Raw genomic sequence first — 15,818 nt, 5'->3', positions numbered from 1 at the left:
TCGAGACTGTCAAGTATGCAGATGCATATATCGAATTTTATTTTAGGATTAAAATAAATGGTCGCAGGGGTGGTGCCTACGACCTTTGGAAATCGGGGTTCGTGGGCCCAAAGCTTTCGCCACAGGCCCGCTAATGCTTTGTTTTCAATACAAGGGGTCGCAAGCGATGACGGATTCAGCTTGCAAGAGCGGCGTGCTGCCTTGCGACAGGCACACGAATGCCCGCCTGCTCCAGGAGAGGCAGAACGGCATCCCGGAAGTATGGGAATTCCTCGGCGTAATCGACGAAGGAGAGCGTCGTCCCGGCAAAGCCAGCCTTGTGCAGCGAGACCAGGCCCTCTGCCACCTGTTGCGGGGTTCCGACCAGCGGGAAACCACCATGGCCGGCGGCCATGCGATCTCTGATGAGTGCCAGAAGATCGTGTGGGAAGGAATGGGCGTGGGCAAATTGCAGCTTCACCAGATTATCCACCGCGCCCCAGTCGGCATTGTCCTTGCCGAAATGCTGCAGATAGTCGGTCGCTTCCTTTTCGGTCGGACGGCAGACGACATGTGAGAAGGTCAGTACGCCGGTATTACGGCCGGCTTCCGCACCCTTTGCCTTCAACTCCGCAATCTCCGCGGCGGAGCGGCTGAGATCGATTGCCGGGGTAAAAAGGAAATCGGCATTGCGCAGCGCAAAGTCTCGGCCCTGTCCGGAGCCTGCGGCATTGAGGATCGGCACCTTGCGGGAAGGGCGGGGATCGCCAAGGACGTTCTTCAGGTGGAAATACGTACCGTCGTAATCGAACGCCTCCTCCTTTTGCCAGAGGGCCTTGACGACATCGAACCATTCTTCGGCATAGGCGTAGCGGCTTTCATGATCGGCGGGAAGATTGAGCCCCAGCGCTTCATATTCCGGCTGGTTCCAGCCAGCCACGATGTTCAATCCGACGCGACCGTTGCTGATCTGATCGATGGTGGCGATCTGCTTTGCCACCACGGCCGGATGATTGGCGGCGGTATGAATGGTGGCGAACACGTTGATGTTGCGGGTGCTGGCCAGCAATCCGGCAGCCCAAGTCATTGTTTCCAGCACGTTGCCGTGGAAATTCGTCTCTCCGCCATAACCGATCCAGCGGGCGATCGGTAGCATGAAGTCGATCTCGGCATCGTCCAGCAGGCGGGCGAGCTTGAGATTGTTGTGCCAGCTGTTGTCCCAGCGCTCCGGCACTTTGGTCACGGACATGCCGCCCGAGCAATTGGATGCGAATGTGCCAAGCAAAAACTGCCCGGCGGCGAACATCGAGTTCTCCGTCATGGTTGGTTCCCCATTTTTCTAATAGAATTTACAATAGAAAGTCTATTTTAAACTTGAGGCTTGTCAATGGGCAATCGAGCCATCACAAAGGCACTAAAGTGCTGTGCGTCTTAGTGGACGCGCAAAGGACGCTTTACCTTTTTGAATCGACGCATCGTGCTTTCCGAAAATCGAGGCCAATTTTCGGGCCGATGCAGTAGCAAGAGCAGGGCGGCGAGATCGATGAGCAAGCAGGAGGGCGGCGACGAAAAGCAGGATCAGGACCCGGCACTGGACCGGCGTTGGCATCTGGCCCGCACGCCCGTCGAAGTCGATCTGGCGGAGGCCGAATTCGCGTTGATGCGCGCCTTTGAGGCTTTTGGCCGATGGCAGGCCGAGTGTCTGGGTTCTGTGGTTGATCTTGCGGTGAGTGGTCCGGAAAACGCCATGCTGCATATCATCCGCATGAACGAGCGGCCTAAATCCATCAAGGATCTGGCGCGACTGGCCAATCGCGAAGACATTCCCAACATGCAGTATAGCCTGCGCAAGCTGATCGCAGCCGGTCTGGTTCAAAAGAGCGGCAGCGGACGGTCGGGCGTGGTCTATAGCGTGACGGAGAAGGGCAAGCTGGTGACCGATCGCTATGCGGATGTGCGCGCCTCGCTTTTGGCGAAGGCGGTTCAATCCGTGCCGGAGCTACGCCATCGTCTTGAAGACGCAACCACCACGCTCGATTTGATGACCGGCATCTACGAGCACGCGGCGCTGAGCGCCGCGACCCATCGTCGCCTGCCGAAAGAACCGCTGGAAGACTGAGGCCGCGCGGATGCGCGGCCTGTCAACTCGTGAAAAGCCTTAAGCGGCAAGCTTCGTCAGATAGGCATCTGCTTCTTCCGGGACGGCGAACCAGGGGAAGAAATCGCGCGGATCGTTGAAGCCGTTGGCAATGCGCTTTGCCAGTGCGGGATAGGCCTGGGCCGAGCCCATGATGTTGAGCACATGCGGGGGCGGTGGTGCGAGCAGCGCATTCGTCCAGCCGACCACATACTGCGCATAGCTCCAATAGGCCTCGAAGGTTGCTTGCTTGAAGGCGTCGTCGAACGGCCTGTCGCCATGGGCGAGGATGACGTCCATATAATATTTCGCCGCTTTCGATGCGTTGTTCGAACCCTGCCCGGTGATCGGATCGTTGAGGCAGACGGCGTCAGCCAGGCCAAGGACGGTCGCACCCGAGGGCAGCTTGCCGACCGGCTTGCGTACCGTCGGAGCAAAGGCTCCTGCCAGACGGCCATTGTCATCCGTCAGCGACACATTGGTACAGCGCTCCCCTTCCCAAGGCAGGAAGGTGTCGAGAATCCATTTGGATTTTTCGAGATGCGCGTCCGGAGAGTTCACATCTCTCCAGCAGTCCATCGGGCCGCCAGGAATGCCTTCGAACACCATGATGTCGCAGGCGCCTGTGGTGGTGAGCGCCGGGAAGGTGAAGTATTCGCCCACACCCGGGATAAGATTGAAATTGACCGCCGAATGGCTGGGGCGCGGCGCCATTCCCTTCACGTAGGTCAGCGCCAAAGCGCGCTGCGGCTTGTCATAGGGAGAGCGCTGCGGATCGCGCTCGAACATCTTGGCGATATCGCCCTTGCCGGCGGCGACGATCACCAGATCGCTTTCCCGCGCATAGGTTTCGAGGTCTTCGATCCCGGCATCATGAATGGTCAACTGCCCACCGCGATGTTCGAATTCCGTCAGCCAGCGCGGAATTTTGACGCGTTGATCGACGCTTTGCGCCTTGCTGTCGAGCTTTCCATTCCACTCGATCGCCTTGCCGCCATCGAGTGCCGGAACAACGAAGTTGATCGAATCGACGGTGGGGCAACTGTCGCCCCAGAAGTTCAGACCGAGTTCGCGCTCATTCTGCAAGGCGTTATCGAACATGCACTGGCTGGACAGAACCCGACCGGCGGCGATCTCTTCTGCCGTTCTGTTTTGTACGATGTGAACCGCGTGCCCCGCATCCAGCAGGCCACAGGCAAGTTGCAGTCCGGACTGGCCGCCGCCGACAATGGTGAAACTGCGCTTTTTCGTCATTTTATTCTCCCTGTTTTCTTAAGTTCCGCTGTGATGTTCCCGTCTATTGATCTCAGCGCGGCTCAATCCATGAGGCGCGGGATAGCCGGCTCGTTGCGTTCTGGTCCCATGGCGGTGTAGCCGCCATCGACGCGAATATCGGTGCCGGTAATGAAGCTCGCATTGTCGGAGAGGAGAAAGGCCACGGCTTCCGCCACTTCTTCGGGGCTGCCGGTACGTCCCAGCATATGGAAATCCTTGGCGACGCTGTCTGCTTTCTCGCGTGTGTTCTTGGTCAGCTCCACCATCACATTGCTCCAGGTCCAGCCGGGAGAAACCGCGTTCACACGAATGCCGTCAGGCGCCAGATCCATGGCCTGGTTGCGCGTCAATTGCAGGATCGCGGCCTTCGAAACGGGATACACCCACCGTCCGGTCTGTGCGACGCGCGACGAGATGGAGCCGAAATTGACGATGGCGCCCTTGTTCTTGGCGAGGTGCTTGTGGGCTGCCTGCGTGAGAACGATCGAGCCGACAACGTTGATGTCGAAGGCCTTCAGCCAGTCGGCCCGGCTCGTCTCAACGCCATTGTCGAGATAGGTACAGGCGACGTTGACGAGAAAGTCGAGCCGGCCGGTGGCTTCGACCGTCTTCTCAACGAGCGCGCCGATGTCGGCATCGCTGGTAATGTCGGTGCGGATAAAGTGGACCTTCTCTCCCGCCCGCTCAGCCACTGCATGACCGGCCTCATCATTGATATCGGCAATCACCATCGAAAGGCCGTAGCCGGCAAGCACCTTGGCAATGCCCTCGCCAATCAGTGTCGCGCCGCCGGAAATGATCGCAGTTTTCCCTTGAAGTCCGCGCATCGTCGTCTCCTTGCAAATGTCAGCAGAAATTGTGAGTGGATGTCAGGCCGCAGCCTGCGGCGGAGCTGCTACCGTCAAAAACGCGCCGTTGCCGTAGATCAGCGGATTGTCGTCTTCCGGTGCGCAATGGGTCTTGGCGACGGTGCCGATCAGGATCAGATGCGTGCCGAATTCCTTGACCTCGGCGATCTCGCATTCGAAGGAGACGCAGGTCTGCGACAGAACCGGCGCGCCGGTGATAATGCCCTTGATCCATTCGCCGGCGGCAAAGCGTTCTTCACGCACGAGGCCAGCACGCCCGGCAAAGACTTCCGCCACTGGCTGCTGATCGAGTGACAGAACGTTGACGGCAAAGACGCCGCTTGCTTCCACCACGGCGGCCACCGAACTCGACCGGTTGACGCAGGCCAGAAGCGATGGAGGCTCAGTCGACAGCGAACAGACGGCCGTGGCCGTCAGTCCGCAGCGGTTGCCCTCTGCATCCATGGAGGTGATGATAGTAACACCGCCGGTCAGCTTGCGCATGCCGGCGCGGAATTCCTCGCTGCTCATGTTTTTGTTCCCTTTGCGAATGGATTTCGCATTCGTTTTATGTTTAAACTTTCGATGATGTTCCGGCGAACAGGTCCAATCGGCAATCCAGATTGCGCAGGGATTTGTCCAGTTTCGGCAACAGGCGGTCTGAAACTTCACTTTTGTCATTTCGGCGAGTGACTGATGATCGATATCGGCAAGCAGCAGCCAGAAGCCCGTCCGGTGGTGGACACCCACGACGTGGACGAGGCGCGCGAAGCGATCGGACGTATATTCTGTCCGCATTTTCTGCTCGTCGATGGACGTTGGAAAAGCGGCTTTCACGCGGTTCACGATGTGGTGGAGGAGCCGGGCCACTCCATCAATGTCGTCTCTTATGGTTCCGCGGTCGAAATCGATCCGGGCGAGCTCTCGCGCTTCTTTCTTCTGCAGCTTCCTGTGAAGGGCACTGCCGTCGTTCGTTGCGGGAATGATGAGACCCATGTTGCAGAGGGCCGCACGGCAACACTTCTGTCCCCGACGCTCTCGACCCGCATGCGTTGGGCGGAGGGATGCGAGAAGCTGATCGTGCTTTTGGAGCGCGATCTGGTGGAAAGCCACTTCGAGAATCTGGCGCATGAGCGATCCGAGCGCATCGAGTTCGAACCGGCGATCGATCTGACCTCCGGGATCGGGCAGGGAATCTTTCAGCACAGCTTGCTGATGTCAGGAGCCGCCAAGGACAGAGGCCATTTTTCCGAAGCCTATCGGATCATGCTTCGGGACGGGCTGATCAACCTTCTGTTGAGTGGACTGTCGCATAACCGCAAGGGTCTTCTCCAACGATCAAGTCCAGATGCGGGTCCCGTACCGGTTCAGCGCGCCGAAGACTATATCAGGGCCAATGCCGAGCGTTCCATTACCGCAGCCGATATTGCCGAGGCGGCGGGCGTTCCACTGCGCACCCTCCAGGACAGCTATCGAAAGGCCAGGGGGCAAACCTTGATGGAGGCGGTGCAGGAAGCACGCCTGGAGCTTTTGCGCAAAACCCTGTTGGCGCCATCTGCCGATATCAGTGTCGCAGACGCCGTCTTTTCCTCCGGTCTCGGCCATCTCGGCCGTGCCGCCTTTGCCTATCGTGAAAGGTACGGCGAAACGCCCTCGCAGACATTGCGACAGAGCAGAGGCATGTCTTGACGCGCACGTGACGGGTGAACCGCGACAGGGTTGAAGGTCTCGTGAACAGCCGTAAGGACGAGCCTTGGAATCGTCCTTTGTGCCGCCTACCCAAATCGATGATGTTTCAAGCATAAAGAAAATCACCTGTGCTGGCGTCGGCTCCGCGCCGCGGGGATGGAAAAGTTGCGCTGTGGCGCCGGTCTGCGCAAGAAATGTGCATATGCATATGGCTCTGCCTGTATAGCCGTGCAAAAATATGCAGTTTCGAGGCTTAATATCGAGTTTTTGCAATTACTTTAGGCTTAAATCTTTCCCTGTTGACATCTGCTCGAAAGTAGAAATATGATTTTGCATATAAAGGCGTAATAGTCATAAGGGGAACCACCATGGCCGAACGGTCATTTGCGCGCGAGGTCGAAGATCTCAAGCTCGGTGAAGGCGAAATCTTCAGCGGCGAGGGGATCCTCGCCATTACCAAGGCGCTGCTGCAATCCGGCGTGTCCTATGTCGGCGGCTATCAGGGGTCGCCGATCTCCCACCTCATGGATGTCTTGGCGGACGCCAAGGATGTGATGGAGGAACTGGGCGTTCATTTTGAATCCTCGGCGTCCGAAGCGGCAGCCGCGGCCATGCTCTCTGCCTCTGTCATGTATCCGGTCCGCGGTGCGGTGACCTGGAAGTCGACGGCTGGAACCAATGTGGCCTCCGACGCGCTCTCCAACCTGTCCTCCGGTGGAGTGACCGGTGGCGCTCTTGTCATCATCGGCGAGGATTATGGCGAAGGGTCCTCCATCATGCAGGAGCGCAGCCACGCCTTTGCGATGAAATCGCAGATGTGGCTTTTGACGCCGCGTCCGAATTTGACCTCCATCGTCGATGCCGTCGAAAAGGGCTTCGAGCTTTCCGAAGCGTCCAGCACGCCGGTCATGCTGCAGGTTGGTATCCGCAGCTGTCACGTTCATGGCCAGTTCGTTGCCAAGGACAACAAGCGTCCGTCCTACACGCTGAAGCAGGCGCTGGAAAATCCGGTGCGCGATCTCAACCGCATCGTTCTGCCGCCCGCGTCCTTCCAGCACGAGAAGGACAAGCTGGAGCGTCGTTGGCCAGCGGCAGTCGAGTTCGTCAAAACCAACCGGTTGAACGAGTTCTTCGGTCCATCCGAAGGCGAGGTTGGTCTTATCCTTCAGGGCGGTCTCTACAACAGCACCATGCGGGCGCTCCAGCATCTGGGCCTTGCCGATGTCTACGGCAACAGCCGCATCCCGCTCTATGTCATGAATGTCTCCTACCCGTTGATCGATGACGAAATCATCGCGTTTGCCGCTGGTAAGAAAGCGGTGCTGATGGTGGAGGAGGGCGCGCCTGAATATATCGAACAGGCGCTCCACACGCTGATGCGCCGTCGCGACATCCAGACCAAGGTCTCCGGCAAAGACCTGTTGCCCATGGGCGGCGAGTATACGACGTCGGTACTGATCAAGGGGCTGACCGGGTTTCTTGAGGTCAATGCGCCGCAGCTTCTCGGCAATCGCCCACCAGTTCCCGATCCTTCCGCCGTGTTGAGCGATCCGAAGGTGAGGGCTCTGGCGGACGTCGTGCCGGCCCGTCCGGCTGGTTTCTGCACCGGCTGTCCCGAGCGGCCCATCTTCGCTGCGATGAAACTGGTCGAGAAGGAACTTGGACCGCACCATGTATCGGCCGATATCGGCTGCCACCTCTTCTCCATCCTGCCGCCCTTCAATATTGGCGGCACAACGATGGGCTACGGCCTTGGCCCTGCCTCGGCCTCGGCCTTCAATGTTGAGGCCGACAAGCGCTCTATTTCGGTCATGGGCGATGGTGGTTTTTGGCACAATGGTCTTGCCACCTCCGTCGGCAATGCCGTCTTCAACAAACAGGACGGTGTCACCATCATCGTAGACAATTACTATGCGTCCGCAACGGGCGGGCAGGACGTCCTGTCGTCACGCGCCGACAATCCCAACCGCAAGACCAACAATTCGATCGTCAAGGCGGTGAAGGGCATCGGCGCCACCTGGGTCAAGCAGATCGACCGCACCTATGACGTGGCGAAGATGCGCGACACGTTGAAAGAGGCGCTGACGACGGACGAGAAGGGTCCGAAGATCATCGTCGCTTCCTCCGAATGCATGCTGAACAAGCAGCGCCGCGTAAAGCCGCAATTCGCCAAGGCGGTGAAGGACGGCAAGCGCATGGTGAAGGAACGCTTCGGCGTGGATGAGGATGTCTGCACCGGCGATCACGCCTGCATCCGGCTGTCCGGCTGTCCGTCGCTTTCCGTCAAGCATACCGACGATCCGCTGAAGGACGATCCGGTCGCGGCGATCGATAACTCCTGCGTCGGTTGCGGGAACTGCGGGGAAGTCTCGGAAGCCGCGGTGCTCTGCCCATCCTTCTACCGGGCCGATGTCATCCACAATCCGACAAAGACCGACAGGTTTCTCTATCGCCTGCGGTCGGCGGTCATCCAGTGGCTGCAAAAGCGCAGAAACGCGTCGCGCGTTGTGTTTCCGGCGTAAGGAGGGAAGATCATCATGGATAGCCTGCAAACAGATTTTTCGTCCGTCCTTTCCGCCGACAAGCCGCTTTCGATCGCCATCCTCGCCATGGGTGGCCAGGGCGGCGGTGTCCTGGCGGACTGGATCATATCGCTTGCCGAGGGCCAGGGATGGGTTGCTCAGACGACCTCGGTCCCAGGTGTTGCCCAGCGCACGGGCGCAACCATCTACTATCTCGAATTGCTCAAGGCCCGTGAGGGCGAAAAGCCGATCCTGTCTTTGATGCCGACACCCGGCGACGTCGATATCGTCATTGCCGCCGAATTGATGGAGGCTGGCCGCTCGGTCATTCGCGGCCTTGTCACGCCCGACAAGACATTGCTGATCGCTTCAACTCATCGCTCTTACGCGGTTGGGGAAAAGGAAAAGCCGGGCGATGGTATCGGTGATCCCACAGTCGTTGTCGATGCGACGGACTTTGCCGCCAAGAAGACGATCGCTTTCGACATGGATACCCTGGCGGTGAAGAATGGCAGCGTCGTGTCGTCTGCGCTTTTCGGTGCGTTGGCGGCCTCCAAGGCGCTGCCCTTTTCCAAGGATGTCTTCGAAGAGACGATCAAATCTGGCGGCAAGGGGATCGAGGCCAGCCTTCGCGCCTTCAACGCTGCTCACGAGCGGGCGACCAAGGGCGAGAATGACAAGCTTTCCGCCACCCCCATCAAGAAGCTGGAAGAGCTGCCCGCTTCCGCCGGACATCCCGCGCTGGATAAACTCATTGGTCGCATTCGCACGGAGTTTCCGCCAAACGCGCATTCCATGCTCTATGCCGGTGTGAAGAAGCTGACGGAGTTTCAGGATCCGGCTTACGCAGACGAGTACCTGACAAGGGTGGCCTCGCTTCATAAGGTAGATGCCGCCGAAGGTGGCGCAGACAGGGATTATGCTTTCACAACGCAGGCGGCGAAGTATCTGGCTGTCGCCATGGCCTATGATGACGTCATCCGTGTCGCAGATCTGAAAACACGTTCCGCCCGCTTCGAGCGCGTGCGCAAGGAAGTCGGCGTCAAGGGCGATCAGCTGCTCTACACGACGGAATACATGCATCCGCGCATGGAAGAAGTGTGCGGCACGCTTCCACGCAGGCTTGGCCAGTGGATCGAAAACAGCCCGAAACTCTTCGCTTTCCTCAATCGCCGTATCGACAAGGGCAGGCGCGTGAAGACCGGCACTCTGTTCTGGTTTCTCGGGCTTTACTCCACGTCCGCTTTGCGACGCTTCCGCCGGGGCAGCTTGCGCCACCATATCGAAGTTGCTCACCGCGATGCCTGGATTCAAAAAGCGGAAGAGGTCTTGGCCGCCAATTACGATCTCGCTGTGGAGGTCCTTGGTAACCGCCGTCTGGTGAAGGGTTATTCGGATACGCATTCGCGTGGCCTGTCCAAATTCGATCGCGTTATGTCGGCGCTGCCCTTGCTGCGCGATCGTGAGGATGGGGCTGCCTGGATGCGACGTCTGCGGCAGGCAGCACTTCTGGATGAGCAGGGGATTGCGCTCGATGGCGCCCTGAAGACCGTCGCGACGCTCTGAGCCTTGGCGGCGAAGCTATAACCATAAGAACGGCGGCGCCCTGGGAAGGGCGACCGTCCCCATTTCACCATTTCAATTCGTGTCGAATGCGCGGGGCCTGGTCTCGTGCACAAGGGGGAACTTTGTCATGACACAGTCCATCGGACGACCGTCTCACGCTGCAGCGACGCCTGCAGAAATCTCATCGCGTAAGAGCCTGCTAGTGGTGGCGCTTTGCTGGTTCGCTATCTTCGCGGAAGGCTACGACGTTGGCGTTCTCGGCGCCATTCTTCCTGCCCTTGCGACCGATCCAGTCTGGAAACTGACGCCGCTCGAACTGGGCGCTATGGGAAGCTATACCGTGATCGGCATGCTGATCGGCGGCATCGTCGTTGGCACGCTGAGCGAACTTTATGGCCGCAAGCCGCTCTTCATGGGCTGCCTCAGCCTGTTTGCCGCCTGCATGATCGCGACCTCACTGGCGCCGACACCATTCTGGTTTGCGGTCAGTCGCTTCGTCGCCGGTCTCGGCCTTGGCGGCATCATTCCCGTTGCTGCGGCGCTCACGGTGGAGTACTCGCCCAAAAGCCGCAAGAGCTTCAATTATGGCCTGATGTATTCCGGTTACTCGCTCGGCATTCTGGCGGCGGCGCTTTTCAGCCGGGGTTTTCTCGCAGACTATGGATGGCGGGTGATCGTTCTCTTCGGTGCAGCACCGCTTCTCGTGGTGCCGGTCTTCTATTTCCTGCTGCCTGAATCCGTTGAAAGTCTCGTCTTGCGCGGCAAGCAAAAAGAGGCTGCTGAAACGGCAAGGCGCATGGGTATCGCCGTTCCGAAGACCGTTCAAAAAAACCCGAAAGGCCCGGGCTGGTCGGCTGTTTTGAAAACCATCTTTGCCCGCGACAAGGCCTTTGAGACGATATGCTTCTGGGTCGGTCTGTTTCTCGGGCTTCTTCTCGTCTATGGCCTGGCGCAGTGGCTGCCGCAGATCATGCGCAAGAACGGCTACGATTTGGGCGATAGCCTGCTTTTCCTCGCGGTCTTCAGCCTGTCCTCGGCCATTGGTGGTATCGTGCTCGGCACATGGGCCGACAGGTTCGGGATCAAGCGCACAGTCGCGCTCTCCTATCTGGTCGGTGCCATCGGCATCGCCGCACTCACCTTCAAGAGTTCTATTCTCCTGAACTACGTCTTCGTCGCCATAGCCGGTTTCGGCACGGTGTCTGCGTCCCTCATTCTTACCGGATTTTTGGCGCAGCGGCTTGATCCCACAATCCGTTCGGCGGGCACGGGTTTTGCGCTGAGCTTCTCCCGTATCGGCGCGCTGACAGGCCCGTTGCTAGGTGGCTTCATCGCCAGCACAAATCTTGCGCCTGAATGGAACTTTTACATATTTGCGGCTGTAGCGGCCTTGGCGGCACTCGCGACTGTGTTAATACCGTCATCGACGAGAGCGTCTTAAGTCCGTTAGGACGCACAAAGGCCGCTCTCCATTTTGAGCCTGTGCATTGGGCTGTCCAAAAATCGACGTCGATTTTCGGGCCGATGCCCGGGTCGATATGAGACGACGTCATTGCAGTGTTTCGGGTTTAAGGGAGGGACTTTTGAGACTAGGTGCACCGAGAGAAATATATGAGAGCGAAGCGCGCGTCGCGATGACGCCGGATAGCGCTCAGGCCTTGCAGAAACTGGGCTACGAATGCCTCATCGAAACCGGAGCTGGCAAATCTGCCGGTTTCTCCGACGAGGCTTATCGAGCAGCGGGCGTGACAGTGGTGGAGAGCGCCGATGCGCTTTACTCGGGTTCCGATATCATCGCCAAGGTTCGCCCGCCGGAAGCCTCCGAGATCGATCGGCTTTCGCCGGACAAGACGTTGATTTCCTTCTTTTACCCGGCACAGAACCAGACGCTTCTGCAACAGGCAAAGGACAAGGGTGCCGCCGTCATCGCCATGGACATGGTGCCGCGCATTTCGCGCGCCCAGAAGATGGATGCCCTGTCTTCCATGGCAAACATCGCCGGCTACCGTGCTGTCATCGAGGCGGGCAACAATTTCGGCCGCTTTTTCACCGGTCAGGTGACGGCGGCGGGCAAGGTGCCGCCAGCCAAAGTTCTGATCATCGGCGCAGGTGTTGCGGGTCTTGCTGCGATCGGCACCGCCACGTCGCTTGGCGCGATTACCTATGCCTTCGACGTCCGCCCGGAAGTGGCGGAGCAGATCGAGTCCATGGGCGCTGAATTCGTCTATCTCGATTTCGCCGAGCAGCAGGATGGTGCTGCGACCGGCGGTTATGCCGCTCCGTCATCGCCTGAATTCCGCGAGAAGCAACTGGCCAAATTCCGCGAGCTTGCGCCGCAGATCGACATCGTCATCACCACGGCGCTGATCCCGGGTCGCGATGCGCCAAAGCTTTGGCTCGCCGATATGGTCGCGGCAATGAAGCCCGGCTCCGTCATCGTTGATCTTGCTGCGGAACGCGGCGGGAACTGCGATCTGACCGTTCCCGATCAACGCATCGTTTCGGACAACGGTGTGATCGTCATCGGCTATACGGATTTTCCAAGCCGCATGGCGGCCCAGGCCTCCACGCTCTATGCCACCAATATCCGCCACATGATGGCCGATTTGACGCCGGGCAAGGATGGGCAGGTCGTGCACAACATGGAAGACGATGTCATCCGTGGTGCAACGGTTGCCTATGAGGGTGAGATTACCTATCCGCCGCCGCCGCCGAAGATCAAGGCCATTGCCGCGCAGAAGCCGAAGGAGAAAGCCAAGGAGCTGACGCCTGCGGAAAAGCGGGCTCAGGAAATCACGCTGTTCAAGACCCAGACCAGAAATCAGGTCGCTCTTCTGGCTGTGGGCACGGCACTGCTTCTTCTCGTCGGCGTTTATGCGCCTGCAAGCTTCATGAGCCACTTCATCGTCTTCGTTCTGGCATGCTTCATCGGCTTCCAGGTCATCTGGAATGTCAGCCATTCTCTTCATACGCCGTTGATGGCGGTGACGAATGCCGTATCGGGCATCGTCATCCTGGGGGCGTTGCTGCAGGTCGGTTCGAGCAACTGGCTCGTCGTCATTCTGGCGGCGCTCTCGGTGCTGATTGCGACGATCAATATCGTGGGTGGCTTCCTCGTGACACGGCGCATGCTTGCCATGTTCCAGAAGTCTTGAGCCGGGTGAGGGGATAATCATGACACTTGGTATTGTTTCGGCGGCCTACGTTGCCGCTGCGGTTCTTTTCATCCTTTCGCTCGGCGGTCTCTCCGGCCAGGAAAGCGCCAAACGCGCCGTCTGGTACGGCATCACCGGCATGGCACTCGCGATCATCGCTACGGTTTTCGGGCCGGATATCGGCAACTGGTTCATCGTGCTGGTGATGCTGGCAGGCGGGGCGGTTCTCGGTCACTTCGTGGCAAGCCGCGTGCAGATGACGGAAATGCCGCAGCTCGTTGCCGCACTCCATTCCTTCGTCGGTCTGGCAGCGGTCTTCATCGGCTTCAACGCCCATATCGAAGAAGCGCATGTCGCTTCTCTCGATGAGGCGTCGCGCTCGGCGCTGACCGGGTTTGCCGCACTTCTGGCGCACAAGACACCGGTGGAACTGGCGATCATGAAGGTCGAGGTGTTCCTCGGCGTCTTCATCGGTGCCGTCACCTTCACCGGCTCGGTGGTTGCCTTCGGCAAGCTGGCCGGCAAGGTCGATGGCAAGGCAAAGAAGCTCCCGGGCGGGCACCTCCTCAATGCGGGGGCTGCGGCGCTCTCCATTCTTCTGCTCATCCTGTATTGCAACGGCGCGGGTGCATGGACGCTGGTGCTGATGACACTGCTGGCCTTCTTCATCGGTTATCATTTGATCATGGGAATCGGCGGCGCCGATATGCCGGTCGTGGTCTCGATGCTCAACAGCTATTCCGGCTGGGCGGCGGCGGCGATCGGCTTTACGCTTGGCAACGATCTTCTGATCGTCACCGGCGCGCTGGTGGGCTCTTCGGGTGCGATCCTGTCCTACATCATGTGCAAGGCGATGAACCGCTCCTTCATTTCCGTTATCCTCGGCGGCTTCGGCGGCACAAGCGGTCCGGCAATGGAAATCAGCGGCGAACAGGTGGCGATCGATGCCGAAGGCGTTGCTGCAGCTCTCAACGAAGCCGACAGCGTCGTCATCGTGCCGGGCTACGGCATGGCGGTGGCGCAGGCGCAGGCCGCGGTGTCGGAACTGACGCGCAAGCTGCGCGCAGCCGGCAAGACCGTGCGTTTTGCCATTCATCCCGTTGCAGGCCGTCTGCCGGGCCACATGAACGTGCTTCTGGCAGAAGCCAAGGTGCCTTACGATATCGTCCTGGAAATGGACGAGATCAACGACGATTTCCCGAACACCGACGTCGTCATCGTCATCGGCTCCAACGACATCGTCAATCCGGCGGCGCAGGAGGATCCAAACTCCCCGATCGCAGGCATGCCGGTGCTCGAAGTGTGGAAGGCAAAACAGGTCTTCGTCTCCAAGCGCGGCCAGGGAACCGGCTATTCCGGTATCGAGAACCCGCTGTTCTTCAAGGAGAACACCCGCATGTTCTATGGCGACGCCAAGCAGAGCGTCAGCGCGCTGGTGCCTTTGCTTTCATGATGTAAAAAAACGGTGAGGCCTCGTCATTCGAGACAGAGGCCTCGCCACCTGTGCTCGTTGTTATCGCCTAACGCCAGAGTTCGACCAAGCCGCCGGATGTTTTCAGCACCGGATCGGTTTCGGGAATAGGAAGAGATTTTATCCGCGCCAGCATCTTCTCACTCGGCGCGTTGCGCTGAATGTCTGCCTCCTGCCCCGGAGGGTAAGCACCGACCACCTGAAAATCGTTCGAGCTTTCCAGGCGCTTATGCCCCGTTCCCGCAGGCAGAAGCAGGCAGTCGCCTTGCCTCACATCCAGTATCTTTCCATCCGGTCCACCGATCTGCAGCTTCGCCTCACCGCGTCCAACGCCGAGGACCTCGTGCGCACCGCTGTGATAGTGATGGTAGGCGAAGACACCGTTTCGCCAGATGCCGGTCCAGCCATTGTCGTGGAACATGTCCTCGAAGGCCGATGAGTCCATATCGGCCCGGATCTGGCTATAGACCAGAACTGGCAAAGTGGGATGATTGGGAACCCAGTCGCCAGGTGTCAGGGTAAAGTGTTCTATCTTCATCTGCTCATCCTCAACCATGTTTGCGGTGTCGATTAAACACCGGGCGCGGCTGAGGGTTCAGTCCAGAAAGCCAGAGGGTGAAAGCGTGATCAATCCCGACCCAAAATTCTTCGGAGAAAGCTTCATATATCGTGACGACGGATATTGCGCAGGATCTTGTGCAAGGTCGTCACGAAAGCGCGATATTCCTCGTCGTCGATGTCTTTGAACATCCGGCACATGTCATTGTACATGATCGGCCAGACATCTTCGAATACAGCGCGGCCCTCATCGGTGATTGTCACATCGCGCACCCGCATGTCGTCCGCGCGCGGCACGCGGCGCACGAGGCCCTGTTCCTCAAGCGAATCCAGCGTTCGGCTCATGGTCGATTGCTCGGTGACGGCGAAGACGGAAAGCTCGTTGATGGTGAGCGACGAGGAGACGTTGAGAACGGCAAGGGCGCGCATCTTCACGGTGGTGACGTCGCGCGCCTTCATGTCTTCGGCAAGGTTTGCATTCCACCGCGCCATGATGCGGTTCATGATGTAGGGCGCAAAATTGTTGAGCCCGATCTCGCCGAGGCTGGGAATGCGTTTGGTCTGGTCGTCGGGATTTCCGAGGAATTCGACGGAAAAGCCGTTATCCATGTGCTTTCA

At 58.9% G+C, this 15,818-nt stretch carries 13 protein-coding genes; 7 read left to right on the top strand and 6 right to left on the bottom strand.

Annotated elements, in window-relative coordinates:
- Positions 1-175: 175 nt before the first annotated feature.
- The gene (locus tag AC07U5_RS15590) at positions 176-1,300 is read right to left on the bottom strand and encodes an LLM class flavin-dependent oxidoreductase (protein ID WP_494723550.1); all 1,125 of its coding nucleotides are present in this window, start codon (positions 1,298-1,300) and stop codon (positions 176-178) included.
- Positions 1,301-1,522: 222 nt separating this feature from the next.
- On the opposite strand from AC07U5_RS15590, the gene AC07U5_RS15585 reads away from it, so the two are divergent.
- The gene (locus AC07U5_RS15585) at positions 1,523-2,098 is read left to right on the top strand and encodes a winged helix DNA-binding protein (RefSeq protein WP_494723549.1); all 576 of its coding nucleotides are present in this window, start codon (positions 1,523-1,525) and stop codon (positions 2,096-2,098) included.
- 39 nt (positions 2,099-2,137) lie between these two features.
- Here AC07U5_RS15585 and AC07U5_RS15580 read toward each other — a convergent pair whose 3' ends face one another.
- From AC07U5_RS15580 to AC07U5_RS15570, 3 genes are all read right to left on the bottom strand, one after another.
- Complete coding sequence (locus AC07U5_RS15580; RefSeq protein ID WP_494723548.1) at positions 2,138-3,370, bottom strand: styrene monooxygenase/indole monooxygenase family protein; 1,233 nt, start codon at positions 3,368-3,370, stop codon at positions 2,138-2,140.
- 62 nt (positions 3,371-3,432) lie between these two features.
- Complete coding sequence (locus tag AC07U5_RS15575; RefSeq protein ID WP_494723547.1) at positions 3,433-4,218, bottom strand: SDR family oxidoreductase; 786 nt, start codon at positions 4,216-4,218, stop codon at positions 3,433-3,435.
- Between the two features lie 42 nt (positions 4,219-4,260).
- Positions 4,261-4,770 carry a flavin reductase family protein gene (locus tag AC07U5_RS15570; RefSeq protein ID WP_494723546.1) on the bottom strand — a complete coding sequence of 170 codons (510 nt, stop codon included), beginning with the start codon at positions 4,768-4,770 and terminating at the stop codon, positions 4,261-4,263.
- A 165-nt stretch (positions 4,771-4,935) separates the two neighbouring features.
- Between AC07U5_RS15570 and AC07U5_RS15565 the strand changes: the two genes are divergently transcribed.
- The 6 genes from AC07U5_RS15565 (at position 4,936) to AC07U5_RS15540 (ending at position 14,624) form a co-directional block, all read left to right on the top strand.
- A complete protein-coding gene (locus tag AC07U5_RS15565) occupies positions 4,936-5,928 on the top strand; it encodes an AraC family transcriptional regulator (RefSeq protein WP_494723545.1) in 993 nt (330 codons plus the stop codon).
- 368 nt (positions 5,929-6,296) lie between these two features.
- On the top strand, positions 6,297-8,450 hold the full coding sequence (locus AC07U5_RS15560) for a thiamine pyrophosphate-dependent enzyme (RefSeq protein WP_494723544.1): 2,154 nt from the start codon (positions 6,297-6,299) through the stop codon (positions 8,448-8,450).
- A 15-nt stretch (positions 8,451-8,465) separates the two neighbouring features.
- Entirely contained in the window at positions 8,466-10,016 is a 1,551-nt protein-coding gene (locus tag AC07U5_RS15555) for an indolepyruvate oxidoreductase subunit beta family protein (protein WP_113225938.1), read from the top strand.
- 127 nt (positions 10,017-10,143) lie between these two features.
- The gene (locus tag AC07U5_RS15550; RefSeq protein WP_111850818.1) at positions 10,144-11,457 is read left to right on the top strand and encodes an MFS transporter; all 1,314 of its coding nucleotides are present in this window, start codon (positions 10,144-10,146) and stop codon (positions 11,455-11,457) included.
- Between the two features lie 142 nt (positions 11,458-11,599).
- Positions 11,600-13,171: a Re/Si-specific NAD(P)(+) transhydrogenase subunit alpha gene (locus AC07U5_RS15545; RefSeq protein ID WP_111850819.1), complete on the top strand. Its 1,572-nt coding sequence runs from the start codon at positions 11,600-11,602 to the stop codon at positions 13,169-13,171.
- A gap of 19 nt (positions 13,172-13,190) precedes the next feature.
- Positions 13,191-14,624: an NAD(P)(+) transhydrogenase (Re/Si-specific) subunit beta gene (locus tag AC07U5_RS15540; protein WP_494723543.1), complete on the top strand. Its 1,434-nt coding sequence runs from the start codon at positions 13,191-13,193 to the stop codon at positions 14,622-14,624.
- Positions 14,625-14,691: 67 nt separating this feature from the next.
- Here the strand turns inward: AC07U5_RS15540 and AC07U5_RS15535 are convergent, their stop codons facing one another.
- Together AC07U5_RS15535 and AC07U5_RS15530 are read right to left on the bottom strand one after the other, a co-directional pair.
- Positions 14,692-15,180 (bottom strand): cupin, encoded by a 489-nt coding sequence (locus AC07U5_RS15535; protein WP_494723542.1) that lies wholly within the window; start codon positions 15,178-15,180, stop codon positions 14,692-14,694.
- A gap of 122 nt (positions 15,181-15,302) precedes the next feature.
- On the bottom strand, positions 15,303-15,809 hold the full coding sequence (locus AC07U5_RS15530; RefSeq protein ID WP_062445126.1) for a MarR family winged helix-turn-helix transcriptional regulator: 507 nt from the start codon (positions 15,807-15,809) through the stop codon (positions 15,303-15,305).
- Positions 15,810-15,818: the final 9 nt, after the last annotated feature.

Source organism: Agrobacterium sp. GW821-FHT02D03 (genome assembly GCF_059421725.1).
The sequence above is the reverse complement of the archived record's forward strand: the minus strand, read 5'-3'. Positions and strand labels throughout refer to the sequence as shown.

Excerpts from the sequence above, each read along its gene's own strand:
- AC07U5_RS15570 (WP_494723546.1), bottom strand. The coding sequence starts at position 4,770 with ATGAGCAGCGAGGAATTCCGCGCCGGCATGCGCAAGCTGACCGGCGGT.
- AC07U5_RS15560 (WP_494723544.1), top strand. The coding sequence starts at position 6,297 with ATGGCCGAACGGTCATTTGCGCGCGAGGTCGAAGATCTCAAGCTCGGT.
- AC07U5_RS15535 (WP_494723542.1), bottom strand. The coding sequence starts at position 15,180 with ATGAAGATAGAACACTTTACCCTGACACCTGGCGACTGGGTTCCCAAT.
- AC07U5_RS15565 (WP_494723545.1), top strand. The coding sequence starts at position 4,936 with ATGATCGATATCGGCAAGCAGCAGCCAGAAGCCCGTCCGGTGGTGGAC.
- AC07U5_RS15575 (WP_494723547.1), bottom strand. The coding sequence starts at position 4,218 with ATGCGCGGACTTCAAGGGAAAACTGCGATCATTTCCGGCGGCGCGACA.
- AC07U5_RS15580 (WP_494723548.1), bottom strand. The coding sequence starts at position 3,370 with ATGACGAAAAAGCGCAGTTTCACCATTGTCGGCGGCGGCCAGTCCGGA.
- AC07U5_RS15530 (WP_062445126.1), bottom strand. The coding sequence starts at position 15,809 with ATGGATAACGGCTTTTCCGTCGAATTCCTCGGAAATCCCGACGACCAG.
- AC07U5_RS15555 (WP_113225938.1), top strand. The coding sequence starts at position 8,466 with ATGGATAGCCTGCAAACAGATTTTTCGTCCGTCCTTTCCGCCGACAAG.
- AC07U5_RS15590 (WP_494723550.1), bottom strand. The coding sequence starts at position 1,300 with ATGACGGAGAACTCGATGTTCGCCGCCGGGCAGTTTTTGCTTGGCACA.
- AC07U5_RS15540 (WP_494723543.1), top strand. The coding sequence starts at position 13,191 with ATGACACTTGGTATTGTTTCGGCGGCCTACGTTGCCGCTGCGGTTCTT.
- AC07U5_RS15550 (WP_111850818.1), top strand. The coding sequence starts at position 10,144 with ATGACACAGTCCATCGGACGACCGTCTCACGCTGCAGCGACGCCTGCA.
- AC07U5_RS15585 (WP_494723549.1), top strand. The coding sequence starts at position 1,523 with ATGAGCAAGCAGGAGGGCGGCGACGAAAAGCAGGATCAGGACCCGGCA.